Genomic DNA, 10,680 nt, shown 5'->3' on the forward strand with positions numbered 1-10,680 from the left:
CGCCACGGTGGCGTCGACGGCTGCGCCTGCAGCGAGCTCCGATCCTCGCCTCTTCACCCGTACGACCTGCCCCCCCGTTGCTCGAGCGCCTCGTCGACGCCGAGGAGCATGTCGTACGTGATGAGCGCCTCGAACCCGCCGGGGAAGCGGCGCCGGCCGTCGCGGGTCCGCGATACCTCGTAGGCGAGCTGGCGCTCGAGCGCCTCTTCGGGCTCGAGCCGATTGACCATGTCCTCCAGCTGGAACGCCCCCGAGTCGCTGACGACCAGCACGCCAGCAGGGACGGCCACCGGGCGATGCGGGTTGACCATGACGCGCCCGGTCACGAGCTCGGGCTCGAACGGCTGCCCGGAGAGCATGTCGTTCACCTTGGCTGGGTAGAAGAACATCATGCGCGAGCCGCCTCCTCGGGCTGCACCCAGATGTCACCGCTGGCGAGCCGGAACCCGCTGGTGCGCGAGGCGATGATCGCGGCCGCGACCTCGCGCGCGATCGCTTCGGCGGTGGGCGGTGGGATCGCATTGCCGATGTGCTCGCGCCGGCCCGCGCCCTTCCGCGACGAGGCGCTCGGACCCTCGAAGTGCGCGTCGAGCGGGAAGCCCTGCAAGGTGGCGAGCTCGCGGTCGGTGAGCGGTCGGTGCCACGTGCCGTCCGGCGCGCGGATCACCAGCAGGCAGGGCCGCTTGCTCTTGAGGTCGATCGGCGGGCCGTAGAGGACGAGAGCCTCGCCCTCGCGCACGAGCTCGTGCGTCGGCAGCGGCCAGCCGCGATCGTCGACGACGGCGGCGGGCGCCTGTCGGGCGTCGTGCCGCGCGCGGATCGTCGGCGCCGGCGCGCCCTGGTCGAGGACGCCGAAGGTGCCGCGTCGGGGCTCGTGGTGCAGCCGCGGATCGGCGACGCTGGCGGGGGCGCGGTCGTGCTGATGGTGACCGATGATCGTGGGGCTCGGCTCGGCGCCGTCGATCACGCCGTAGTGGCCGGAGCGCGGCTCGCAGCCGAGGCGCGGGTCGGCGACCGACACGCGGGTGTTGCGGACGGTGCCCTCGCCGAGCACCGCGTGCGCGGGCGCGTCGAAGTCCTCGACGCCGAAACCGCCGTTCTGCCGACCTGCCCGTTCGGCCAGCCGAGGATCGGCGATCGACGCGCGCGAGGTCTGCACGTCCTGGCGGCCGCGCACGGTGAGCGACGGCGCGGTCCAGTCCCCGACGCCGTACGAGTCGGGCCGGCCCTTGTGCGCCGCAGGGTCCCAGCCGACGCGGGGATCGGCGGTGCTCGACCAGGTCGAGCCGGGGCGGTTGCCGCGAGCGATGACCGTGTGGGCTGGGCCGTCCCAGTCCTCGACGCCCATCTTGCCGTCGTGCCGCGCCAGCGCGTCGCCGCCAAGGCGGATCGCGGCGGGCAGGTCCCGCCAGTCGCGGCCGGCGCGGATGGCCGCGAGACGCAGCCAGTTCAGCGCCGAGAGCAACGGCAAGCGGTGCAGCTCGTCGCTGTGAGCTGCCGCCGGCGACGGCAGTTCGCCCAAGACCTCGCCCACGGCGCGCACGCGCCGCTTCGGCGGCTTGCGCACGGCGTCCGTGCAATGCTGCATGTGGCGCGCGACGAGGAGGAAGCGGGTGCGCCGTTGCGCGAGACCACCGAGCTCGCCGCAGTCATGCGTCCGTTGGTCGGTCGTGTAGCCGGCCTTCTGCAACAGCTCGACGATCTCGCCGAGCAGCTTCGCGCCGCGGGTCGCCATGCGCGGCACGTTCTCGAGGAGGACGAGCGACGGCAGCTGCGGGGCCCAGGCACGGAGAGCGAGATCGACGCCCCAGAGAGCGAGGCGCGACATCTCCTGGTACTTTTCCTCCCCAGCCCTCTCAGCGGGCATGCAGCCTGAGAACGACTTGCACGGCGGCGACATCACGACGACGTCGGGGCACCGGCCGGTGAGCGACCGCATCGCCCAGGGCTGCATGACGGCAAGGTCGCGGACGAACCCAGGCCCGCCGGTAAGCCGCTCGAGATCGCGGATGGCCTTCTCGTCGAGGTCGAAAGAGCCGAGGCTGCGGAACCCGGCGCGCTTGAAGCCGAGGGTGCATCCGCCGGCACCAGCGAATAGGTGGACGACGGTGAGCTCGTGGGCGGTCAACGGCGCCTCGCCTTTCCCGCGGCCTGACCGAGCCAGGCCGCGGCGAGGAAGCAGCCGACGCCAGCGACGGCGCAGCCGACCGACAACGTCGTGAGGATGCACCGGAGAGCGTCAGCCACCAGAGGCCTCCTGCAGCGGCAGCGCCACGACCCGGAGGCGCTCCGCGGTCCCGCGCAGGCTCTCGATCAGGCTGGGCACTTCCCGCTTCTGCTGCTCGAGCTTGTCGGCGTAGGCCGTCAGCCTGGCCTCGAGCGATCGGACCTGCTTGACCTCGTCCTGCTCGTCGTCCTCGTCCTCGTCGTCCTCGACCTCGTCGTCGCCGTACCCGTCGTCGCCGTACCCGTCGTCGGCCATGTAATCGGGCTCGTCGTCGTCGTCGAACTCGACCGGCTCGAGGACCCGAAACGAGTCGCTCCGCGACTCCGCCGCGAGCAACCGCTCGGCCGCACGCACGCAATCCTCGATCGCCTCGCCAGGCCCGTCGCCCTCTCCGTGCGCCGTCTCGCAGCTCCCGCCGAGCTCGACCTCGCACTGCGCCTCCCAGACGCCGGCGTCGGGCAAGGACAGATCGATCTCATGGCCGCGATGTCGATAGCGCAGGCTGACGATGCTCAACGAATCGAGCTCGTCTAGCGCTTGCAGTACTGCATAGACTCTCTCCTCAGCCTCTGTCTCTTTGGACATATCCCCTCCTCCTCGGGCGCGTGGCCCACTTCCACACCTCGAACAACAGCTCCTCGGCGAAGAACGCCCCGCCGACGGTGATGCAAAGCTCCATGAAGAACTCGAACATCAGCTTCCCCTCTGCGCCGCAGCAGCCTGCGCGCACCATTCCGGGCAGCTGACGTAGATGTCGCCGCGGTCCTCGTAGATGCCGGACTCGAAACCGGCCGGGCTCCAACTGTCCTTCTTCCTCTCGACCTTGAGCGACAGCTCTGGGACCACCCGCCGCATGACGTCGATGGCGCGGCGGGCCTCCTTCAGCTCGTGCTCGACCAGCACGTCGCGCAGGCGAAGGACATCGTCGGGCCGCGGGCCCCAGAAGCGACGCGTACGGGCCAGGCCCCAGGTCTTGCCCTTGTACTCGCGCGTCTGCGCGTAGGTGGTGTCGCCGATGACCGGCTCCCAGAGCTGATAGCGGTGCTTGCCCTGCTCGGCGAAGAACTCACGCGTGACGATGCGAGCGCAGTTGGTCTCGATGACCTCTCGCTTCGCGGCAAAGTTTCGCGCCGGCGGAGCGGCGAACTCCTGGCGCTCGACGAGCGCCATCGCCGGGGCGACGCGTGGGGCGCGGGCGCGGGCTACGGACACCATGCTGCCCCCCTGCTGAACAGTTCTCGGAAGCGGGCCGCAGCCGATCCCCAGTAAAGGACCATCTGCTCGTACTCGTTGCTCTTGATCGGCGCCCCCGCGTCGAGGAAGCCGATCCGCTTGTTGAAGAAGCCGACCGCGCTCGAGCGCGGCAGCTCGATCACTCCGCGGCGGCAGAGGTCGAGCTCATGCTCGAAGGACTCCGCCGGCTGACGTGGTCGGAAGCGGTTCCACGCGCGTGTCGTCGTCGTCACGTTGACGAGCAGCAACACCTCGCAGCCCTTCAGGGCGTGCAGCGCAGCACGCTCGTACCATGGCGCCGGGTCGCTGTAGGGCGGGTTGCAGTACACACGGCCGTGCCAGGGCTGCGTGAGGCCGTCGAGCTCGGGCGCGGAGCAGTCGTAGCGCACCGCCGAGGGCACGATGCTGCAGTCGTTCGTGCACGGGTCGGTGTCGATCCCCTCGGGCCAGAGCTCGAGGATCAGGTCGATCACCCACTGCGGGGTGCACCAGTTGTCGTGCCGCGAGCTCGACCTGAAGGGCGTCCAGAGCTCGCGGGGAAAGAGCGCCTGCGTTTCAGCGACCACAGAGCACCTCCGGGTCGAAGGCCTGCAGCGGCGTGTCCTTCGGCAGCCGCAGCGGGTGAAGCGGCGCGCCGCCCTGCGTCGTGCCCAGGCAGCGGACGCGCGCCGCGACGGGCCGGAGCAGCTCGCCGATGCGGCACAGGCGATCGGGGCGGGCGTTGGCTCCCCACGCGCACACCACCAGCTGGACGCGCGCCAGGACCTCAGCGATCGCTGAGTCGTTGTGCGGACCGACCGGGTCGGCGGCGCGCCAAAGGCCGCGAGGATCTGTCGACCTCAGGGCGTACACGTTGACGACGACGAGCTCGTCGAAGCCCTCGCGTTGCGAGAAGCCGATGCACCGGCGGATCGTCGCGTCGCTCGCGAACTCGTCCGCCGTGCTCGGATTGAGCATCAGCCAGGCGAGCTCGCGCGGGTCGCCCTCGGCGACGAGGGGCGTGTGCCAGACGCGGCGAAGCGTGTAGCGGTAGGCCTTGTCTGGCGACCACGTCGCCAGCGGGCGGCCGCTCGAGCCGAGGCGCTGGATCGTCATGCAGCCCTCCGGCTCGCCGCCTCGAGCTCGCGCCACGCGTCGCGGTAGAGGTCGGCCGTCTCGAACCCGGCCACCGTGGCCAGTTGGTCGTGACCAACAGGGAAGAAGCCGAGAGCGCCTTTGAACGGGATCGGCGGCAGCTTGCGAACGTCCTCGAGCTCGAGGCCGAGGGCGCCGGCGATGCGATACCCGGACTGCACCACCCAGCGGGCGTTGGGCCAGGACTCGGGGTGTCGCGTGGCGCCGGTGACCCGCGCGATCCCGCAGATGCACCCACGCTCCAACTGCCCGAGCTGCGGCACTTCGATCGGCGCGAGGCCGAGGTCGATGCGCATCTCCTCGACCGCCTCGACCGCGTCTTCGAACTCTCTCTTGCCGCAGGACTTCGACGCGTGCAGGAGAACGGGGCCGCGATACTCACAGCCGGCCCAGTCGCGGTTCTCGACCCGCTTGTCGCCTTCGAGGATCGCCCAGAGCCACGGCTGCCGGATCGACAGCGCTCGCATCTTCGGCGGCGTGGTGAGCGGATAGCGCTGATCACTCGCCATGCGTCCTCCTCAAGCGGCGGCTCCAACCGCGCCGCCTCGGGCTGAGGCGAGACCACCAGCCCACGACCGCCACGGTCATCGCCTCGCGGAGCAGCGCCCCGTCGCTCAGGCCGGACTCGGCGTGCGCGCTCGAGATCTCGCTGGCCGGCTGCGTCCAGTCGACGTCACCATCGACGGCCACGGCGAACTCGCGGGCCTTGCGAATGCCGAACAGGGGGCCGACGCCGAACCCGCTCAGCTTGTGCGTCACGCGCCAGAGGCCCGGGCGGACACACACCAGCACCAGGCCGGGCACGCTGCTCTCGATGTACGGAGCGAGCCACCGGCGACCGGGACCCGTGATCCACATGCGGGGCATCAGTTCGCCTCCGGGGCAGGGGTGGCCGAGCTGGGGGTCGGCTCGCGGTGCGGGCCCCACTCGAGCACCGGCGTCTCCGCCAGCTGGGTGGCGACCAGGTCCGCGGCGCGACGCAGGTGCGTCGCGGCCTCGCGCGGCGTACCGATCGGCGAGCGCGCGGTTATCGACGACCTTGAGGGTGCCCGCGGCGTGTCGGACGAGGCGGGCGTCCTCGGTGATGACCAGCATGCGGCCGTCGTCATGGACCTCGACGAGCAGCGCGTGAAACGCGACGACGGCCATCAGCACACCTCCTGTCCGAGCAGGCAGGTTGTCGGGCGGGCGATCTGTGTGGGCGACATGCACGCCGTCCACGCGAAGGCCGAGAACAAGAAGACGAGGCCGGCGAGCACGCCGGCGGAGAAGCTACGCATCACACACCTCCATCGTGATGATCACGCGCGGGTTCTCGGGGTCGTGGAACTTGGTGCTGGCCTGCTCGAGGACCCGCGCGTCGTCGTCGAGCACACCGCACCGCTGTAAGGCGTCGAGCACCACGGACACAGGCGCGTCGACGTCGCCGAGCGCGACGACGGTTCCGTCGTCGAGCTTGGTCTTCCGGGGCCATCCGCACTCGAGCAACAGGCGCCACCGGCCCGAGCGGATGACAGGATGCCCAGCAGCCGCCCACGCTGCGTGGAGGCGCTTCACGAACTCGTTGAACTCGTCCGAGTTGCGAACGCCCCCGCCGGCGCTGATGTCGTGGCGTCGGTTCTTGCGGGGCGGCGACCCGGGCACTTCGGCCCGGAAGCTGGGCGGCAGGGTCTTCACGTGGTCGAAGCCTCCGTCTGCTCGACGCCACCCTTGACGGCGGCGAGCGCCCCGCGCGGGCTCCTGCGCTTCTTCGCGTAGTCCTCGACGTCGAGCTGCTCGAGGTCGTCGTGAGCGGTCGACGCGACGAAGTTGAACTCGACCTGCGGGCTCGACAGGCCGCGCTTCAGATCGGTCCGCTTGTCGTCGATCTTCTTGATCGCGTCCTTGGCGGTCTGGATCTGGCCCTGCAGGAACTCCTCGCGCTCGTCGAGCTCCATCATCTCCATGCGGAAGTTCGCGCGGTTCTTCCGCCGCTCGGCGATCAGCACGAGGTCATGACGACGCAGCGCCTCTATGTACTGGCCCGCGACCAGGTCGGCCGCGTGCGGGGCGGGCTGCGGCGATAGCCGCTGGATCTCGTGCCCGCCGTGGTCGAGGATGATGGCGACCGCGCCGTCCTCGGTCGACTTGACCTTGTGGGTGATCGAGCGGTGCTCGTGGCACCAGTCCTCGGCCCAGTCGATCGCCTCGCCCTCGAAGGCGAAGAGGTCCCGCTCGACGCCGTCGCCGGGCCGCTTGCTGAAGACGTGGACGAGCCAGTTGCTGGGCCCGAGCTCGCTCGTGACGATCTGGAAGCCGTAACGCTCCCGCTTGCGACCTGAGTCTTTTTTCGATCGTGCCATGCACCTTCCTCCTTCGACCTGTCCCCCAGGCCATGCGGCATCAGACAGCCGCGGGCGCGCTTGCTGGCGCGTGCCGGAGCCGACCGGGCTCCGTTCGGGGTGGCGCCGTTCAGCGCACGGCGTCTCCGGCCCCGCTGGAACGGTCCTGGAGGGATGACCGCACCCAGCGGATGTTGTGCTTGATGATGCGGCGCTTGACGCCGTGCCGTGTCGTGCCAAGCAGCTTGGCGGCGCCGACGATGTTGCCGGCGCTATGCAGCGCGAGCTCGACGAGCGTGCGCTCCGCGACGAGGAGGTTGTAGCTGTCGAGCTCGATCTTCACGACCCGCTCTCCTCGCTGTCGCTGAAGAAGTCGTCCGAGGCGCTCGCCGACTTGGTGGGCGGCTCCTCCTTGCGCACCTCGGTCGCCGCCGTGTCGATGAACTCGTCGAGCCCGCCGCTGACCGCCGCGGCCGCCGCAGCCTGCTGCTGCACGAACGCGGCGGGCAGCTGCTCGACGGACTCGATCGAGCCACCGCTCAGCTCCTCGATCGAGTGGGTGACGCCGAGCAGCACATCAGGGAACACGTCACGTAACGCGAAGCCCCGCGCCCGCGCGGTGAGCATGCGATTGGGGTACTGCGCCCAGGGCCCCTGCTTGCCCCACAACCCGGCCTTCTTGGCGTCGTCGACGCTGAAGGTGAACCGCCGCTCCTTGCGGCCGACGCGGGTCAGCGTGACGACCGCCTGACGCTTGTCTCCCTCGCCCTCGAGGCGCTCGTCGAAGTCGACCAGCTTCCCGCTCGCCTCGACCAGGGCGAGCGCGGCCGGCCCGTAGATGCCGGGCTTGCCGTTGATCACGGCGATGTTCTGGATCGACTGCATCGGCGACAGGCCGACCTCAGCCCCGAGCTGCATCGCCACGAAGCAGGCGCACGTCGCTTGCTGCCCGCCGCCGAAGGACTTGGGCTGCATGTTGGCGGCGACGATGGCTTTCGCCAGGCGCCAGCCGGTCTCGTAGTTGGTGAACTGGATCCCACCTCGTGCTAATGCGGTCACGCGACCTCCTTGATGGCGAGCGCTCGCTCGCCTTGCTTGAGTGCCCACTGGGGCAGGTTGATCTTCGGCGGCTGTCCGCTCTCCCAGGCCGGCCCCTCCCAGGGGGCTTGCCAATCGTTCGTCCGAATCGCCCGACTCAGCTCGTCCAGCGACTCGCGGATCTCGTGCTGGCCGATGGCAAGAGCCTCCGGTTCCAGCTCGTACACGGCGATCTCGTGCGGCGGTTCATTGCGGACTGCGACGAACACGAACCGCGGTAGAGTGCCGTGCAGCGCCTGCGCAGCGGCGCAGTAAAACGCCGCCTGGCGGTGGTAGCCGAACCTGTACATCGACCGGGCGAAGCCTTCCGGATTCGGGTCGTCAGTGCTCTTGAGGTCGACGACGAGGCTGCCGCGGCGCACGAGCAGCCGGTCGAGGCGCGCACGCAGGTCGAGGCCGGTGTCGGCGTCTCGCCACGTGATAGCGACCTCTGAGCTGCCATTCCCTCCCCACAGCAGAGCACGCGCCGCCTTTGCGGCCTTCGTCGAGCTGTGCTCGAGTGCACGGAGCATGCCCTTGATCGCGGCGCGCTCCTTCGTCTCAAGCACGAGGGCGCGTTGAGGAAGCGACGCCTCGAACTCCGCCTGGCGCTTCCTCGCCCCGTCGCCGGTGAACCTCGGCTTGTCTACGACGAGTCTCTCGAACTCCGCAGGCTCGAGCACGGCCAAGTGCAGGCCGGTGCCCAGCCGCTTCGCCGCGGTGGACGGCGGCTCGGGCAACTCTCCGGTGATGTAGATGCCCTCGTAGAGCCGCGGCGACTCGCGGAACACCTCGAGCTTGCTGCGAGAGATGCTCGGGTCTGAGAAGTATTGCTCCGCGGTCCAGTCGCGCCGGGTGGGCGCCTGGACGGCGACCGGTCGAGTTGTCCGCGCGGGCGTCGGCGTCGGCGCGGGCGTCGGCGTCGGCGCGGGCGTCGGCGTCGGCGCGGGCGTCGGCGTCGGCGCGGCCGGGGCGGGCGCGGGCGTCGGCGCGGCGAGTGCCGCCCGCGCCAACGCCCGCCAGGGCACCAGGACCGCCGGGGCGGCCGGGGCGGCCGGGGCGGCCGGGGCGGCCGGGGCGGCCGGGGCGGCCGGGGCGGCCACCGCCGGGGCGACGCCAAGCGCTCGCTCGACCTCGACCTTTGCCTGCTCAGCGGTGAGCGGCGACGACCCGGCTCCCGGGTCCGGATGCAGGTCGCCAAGGTCGATCCACCAGAAGGCGCCACGGGGCGTGAGCATGACGCGGGCCCTCCGGCCAGCGTGCGTCGTCTCGAGCCAGTCGTCGCCGATGGACTCCCACACGAGCGCGTCAGCCACGGTCCACCTCCAGGCTGTCACGCACGTCGACCAGGTGACGTTCGGCGCCGTCGACGTCGCCGGCCCGGAGCATCCCGGCCGCGACCTCGAGCGCCTGGCGCAGCTCGCCCGAGCGCTGTACGTAGAAGACGACCGCGTCGAGCAGCTCCTGCCGCGAGCAGCAGGCGTCGATTGTCAGGACCGAGGCGAGAGACGCTCTGAACACCGGGTCGCTGATCTCTGGCCTCCTGCACTCGCTCTCCTGCAGGGCGCGCTCAATCTTGCAGCCGAGCAGCGAGATGACCTTGGCCCCTTCACCGTCGTCGCGTTCCACGGTTCCCACCCTTTCCGCTGAGCTGCGGAGCAACCCGCTTCACCGCCTTGGAGACTTCCAGCGGGGCTTGAGCCCGCTGCATGGCAGCCTGCGCCGACTTCTGCGTAGCCTGGGCGTATTTCGCCGTCGTCTTGATGTCTCGGTGGCCGAGAATCTTCTGAATGACGCGGAGGTCGGTCCCTTCCTCCAAGAGAACCGTCGCGCCATCGCCCCGCAACGTGTGTGCAACGAGGTCGCGGGTTCGCACAATCCCTGCGTGCTCGCAGATCAGGTGGAATGCCCGCAGTACGCACGTCAGGTGGCCCGAGTGGCTCCGGTCGCTTGGAAACAGGTACGGCGTCCCCTGGGCCTCGCACACTGCGAGACGACGGCGGATCACCGGCATGACCAGGGCCAGCTGGATAGTTCGTGCTCCGTCCAGGTCGTCGGTCTTGTGAATGTCGAGTAGAGCGATCTTGGCCTCGATGTCCACCTGCTCGCGGCGAAGAGCGAGAATCTCGCTCTTGCGGGCGAACGTTCCTCGCATGACGAGAATGGCGTCCGCAGTAGCGTCGGTCATCCGTCCCTCTCGCCGAAGCTCCTCAAGAGAGGCGAGGAACCGAGCGCGCTCGTCCTCGGTGAGTCGACGTTGTCGATCGCGCTCGGGGTGCCGGCGCACGTTGTCGAACGGATTGAACGCGTCAGGCAGAACATCGCGCCACGCCTGGTTGGCCATCTGCAGTGCCCGATTGACCATCCTCGGGACATCCTGGTGAATCGCGTGCCAGGCCTTGACGTGCTCGCGCGTCAGCTTGTTGCAGCGAATGTCGCCGAGTCCGGGTCCAGGCTCACGCTGCCAGCCCTCGCTCTTGGGGCGCTTCTTCTCATCGTGGCGCGGCTTCAGGTAGTTCTCGATCACAGATCGAAACTGGCGCGCCGTGTGCTTGTTCTTCCAGCAGCGTTGATAGTACTGGTCGATGAACTGGCTGAAAGTAATCGTGGGAGTGCCGGTCGCCCGGCGGATGATCGAGCTGAACATCCCACCGCTATTAATAGTAGTCTTCTGGCCTTCACAACTTC

General features: G+C 69.7%; 18 protein-coding genes. All 18 read right to left on the reverse strand.

Features of this window, described 5'->3' with window-relative positions; genetic code table 11:
- Nucleotides 1-53: 53 nt before the first annotated feature.
- The 18 genes from OV079_RS23865 to OV079_RS23950 all read right to left on the reverse strand — a co-directional run bounded on the left by OV079_RS23865 (nucleotide 54) and on the right by OV079_RS23950 (nucleotide 10,639).
- Nucleotides 54-392: a hypothetical protein gene (locus tag OV079_RS23865; RefSeq protein WP_267771149.1), complete on the reverse strand. Its 339-nt coding sequence runs from the start codon at nucleotides 390-392 to the stop codon at nucleotides 54-56.
- A complete protein-coding gene (locus OV079_RS23870; protein WP_267771151.1) occupies nucleotides 389-2,128 on the reverse strand; it encodes a DNA cytosine methyltransferase in 1,740 nt (579 codons plus the stop codon). Before OV079_RS23870 ends, OV079_RS23865 begins: the two co-directional genes overlap by 4 nt.
- A 111-nt stretch (nucleotides 2,129-2,239) precedes the next feature.
- Complete coding sequence (locus tag OV079_RS23875) at nucleotides 2,240-2,743, reverse strand: hypothetical protein (protein ID WP_267765540.1); 504 nt, start codon at nucleotides 2,741-2,743, stop codon at nucleotides 2,240-2,242.
- 46 nt (nucleotides 2,744-2,789) lie between these two features.
- The gene (locus tag OV079_RS23880) at nucleotides 2,790-2,921 is read right to left on the reverse strand and encodes a hypothetical protein (RefSeq protein WP_267765541.1); all 132 of its coding nucleotides are present in this window, start codon (nucleotides 2,919-2,921) and stop codon (nucleotides 2,790-2,792) included.
- On the reverse strand, nucleotides 2,921-3,442 hold the full coding sequence (locus tag OV079_RS23885) for a hypothetical protein (RefSeq protein WP_267771152.1): 522 nt from the start codon (nucleotides 3,440-3,442) through the stop codon (nucleotides 2,921-2,923). The genes OV079_RS23880 and OV079_RS23885 overlap by 1 nt, the downstream gene beginning before the upstream one ends.
- Nucleotides 3,430-4,026, reverse strand: a complete 597-nt coding sequence (locus tag OV079_RS23890; protein ID WP_267771153.1) for a DNA N-6-adenine-methyltransferase — start codon at nucleotides 4,024-4,026, stop codon at nucleotides 3,430-3,432. The genes OV079_RS23885 and OV079_RS23890 overlap by 13 nt, the downstream gene beginning before the upstream one ends.
- The gene (locus OV079_RS23895; protein ID WP_267771154.1) at nucleotides 4,016-4,555 is read right to left on the reverse strand and encodes a DUF1643 domain-containing protein; all 540 of its coding nucleotides are present in this window, start codon (nucleotides 4,553-4,555) and stop codon (nucleotides 4,016-4,018) included. Before OV079_RS23895 ends, OV079_RS23890 begins: the two co-directional genes overlap by 11 nt.
- Complete coding sequence (locus tag OV079_RS23900; RefSeq protein ID WP_267771155.1) at nucleotides 4,552-5,103, reverse strand: ASCH domain-containing protein; 552 nt, start codon at nucleotides 5,101-5,103, stop codon at nucleotides 4,552-4,554. The genes OV079_RS23895 and OV079_RS23900 overlap by 4 nt, the downstream gene beginning before the upstream one ends.
- A complete protein-coding gene (locus OV079_RS23905; protein WP_267765544.1) occupies nucleotides 5,093-5,461 on the reverse strand; it encodes a hypothetical protein in 369 nt (122 codons plus the stop codon). Before OV079_RS23905 ends, OV079_RS23900 begins: the two co-directional genes overlap by 11 nt.
- Nucleotides 5,461-5,703: a hypothetical protein gene (locus OV079_RS23910; RefSeq protein ID WP_267771156.1), complete on the reverse strand. Its 243-nt coding sequence runs from the start codon at nucleotides 5,701-5,703 to the stop codon at nucleotides 5,461-5,463. The genes OV079_RS23905 and OV079_RS23910 overlap by 1 nt, the downstream gene beginning before the upstream one ends.
- Nucleotides 5,704-5,742: 39 nt before the next feature.
- Nucleotides 5,743-5,874 carry a hypothetical protein gene (locus tag OV079_RS23915; protein WP_267765546.1) on the reverse strand — a complete coding sequence of 44 codons (132 nt, stop codon included), beginning with the start codon at nucleotides 5,872-5,874 and terminating at the stop codon, nucleotides 5,743-5,745.
- Nucleotides 5,867-6,271 (reverse strand): RusA family crossover junction endodeoxyribonuclease, encoded by a 405-nt coding sequence (locus tag OV079_RS23920; RefSeq protein WP_267765547.1) that lies wholly within the window; start codon nucleotides 6,269-6,271, stop codon nucleotides 5,867-5,869. The genes OV079_RS23915 and OV079_RS23920 overlap by 8 nt, the downstream gene beginning before the upstream one ends.
- Nucleotides 6,268-6,936 carry a hypothetical protein gene (locus tag OV079_RS23925; protein ID WP_267771157.1) on the reverse strand — a complete coding sequence of 223 codons (669 nt, stop codon included), beginning with the start codon at nucleotides 6,934-6,936 and terminating at the stop codon, nucleotides 6,268-6,270. Before OV079_RS23925 ends, OV079_RS23920 begins: the two co-directional genes overlap by 4 nt.
- 109 nt (nucleotides 6,937-7,045) lie before the next feature.
- Nucleotides 7,046-7,258, reverse strand: a complete 213-nt coding sequence (locus OV079_RS23930) for a hypothetical protein (protein ID WP_267765549.1) — start codon at nucleotides 7,256-7,258, stop codon at nucleotides 7,046-7,048.
- The gene (locus OV079_RS23935; protein WP_267771158.1) at nucleotides 7,255-7,974 is read right to left on the reverse strand and encodes a recombinase family protein; all 720 of its coding nucleotides are present in this window, start codon (nucleotides 7,972-7,974) and stop codon (nucleotides 7,255-7,257) included. The genes OV079_RS23930 and OV079_RS23935 overlap by 4 nt, the downstream gene beginning before the upstream one ends.
- Entirely contained in the window at nucleotides 7,971-9,308 is a 1,338-nt protein-coding gene (locus OV079_RS23940; protein ID WP_267771159.1) for a PD-(D/E)XK nuclease-like domain-containing protein, read from the reverse strand. The genes OV079_RS23935 and OV079_RS23940 overlap by 4 nt, the downstream gene beginning before the upstream one ends.
- On the reverse strand, nucleotides 9,301-9,621 hold the full coding sequence (locus OV079_RS23945) for a hypothetical protein (RefSeq protein WP_267765553.1): 321 nt from the start codon (nucleotides 9,619-9,621) through the stop codon (nucleotides 9,301-9,303). Before OV079_RS23945 ends, OV079_RS23940 begins: the two co-directional genes overlap by 8 nt.
- Nucleotides 9,602-10,639, reverse strand: coding sequence for a tyrosine-type recombinase/integrase (locus OV079_RS23950; RefSeq protein ID WP_267765554.1), 1,038 nt, complete (start codon nucleotides 10,637-10,639; stop codon nucleotides 9,602-9,604). The genes OV079_RS23945 and OV079_RS23950 overlap by 20 nt, the downstream gene beginning before the upstream one ends.
- Between the last annotated feature and the right edge of the window lie 41 nt (nucleotides 10,640-10,680).

Origin of the sequence: Nannocystis pusilla, assembly GCF_026626665.1 — a bacterium.
Lineage (GTDB): Bacteria > Myxococcota_A > Polyangia > Nannocystales > Nannocystaceae > Nannocystis > Nannocystis pusilla.

Bases quoted from the DNA above. Each gene is read 5' to 3' on its own strand.
- OV079_RS23865 (WP_267771149.1), bottom strand. From the start codon at position 392: ATGATGTTCTTCTACCCAGCCAAGGTGAACGACATGCTCTCCGGGCAG.
- OV079_RS23880 (WP_267765541.1), bottom strand. From the start codon at position 2,921: ATGTTCGAGTTCTTCATGGAGCTTTGCATCACCGTCGGCGGGGCGTTC.
- OV079_RS23885 (WP_267771152.1), bottom strand. From the start codon at position 3,442: ATGGTGTCCGTAGCCCGCGCCCGCGCCCCACGCGTCGCCCCGGCGATG.
- OV079_RS23895 (WP_267771154.1), bottom strand. From the start codon at position 4,555: ATGACGATCCAGCGCCTCGGCTCGAGCGGCCGCCCGCTGGCGACGTGG.
- OV079_RS23900 (WP_267771155.1), bottom strand. From the start codon at position 5,103: ATGGCGAGTGATCAGCGCTATCCGCTCACCACGCCGCCGAAGATGCGA.
- OV079_RS23905 (WP_267765544.1), bottom strand. From the start codon at position 5,461: ATGCCCCGCATGTGGATCACGGGTCCCGGTCGCCGGTGGCTCGCTCCG.
- OV079_RS23910 (WP_267771156.1), bottom strand. From the start codon at position 5,703: ATGACGACGGCCGCATGCTGGTCATCACCGAGGACGCCCGCCTCGTCC.
- OV079_RS23915 (WP_267765546.1), bottom strand. From the start codon at position 5,874: ATGCGTAGCTTCTCCGCCGGCGTGCTCGCCGGCCTCGTCTTCTTGTTC.
- OV079_RS23925 (WP_267771157.1), bottom strand. From the start codon at position 6,936: ATGGCACGATCGAAAAAAGACTCAGGTCGCAAGCGGGAGCGTTACGGC.
- OV079_RS23950 (WP_267765554.1), bottom strand. From the start codon at position 10,639: ATGTTCAGCTCGATCATCCGCCGGGCGACCGGCACTCCCACGATTACT.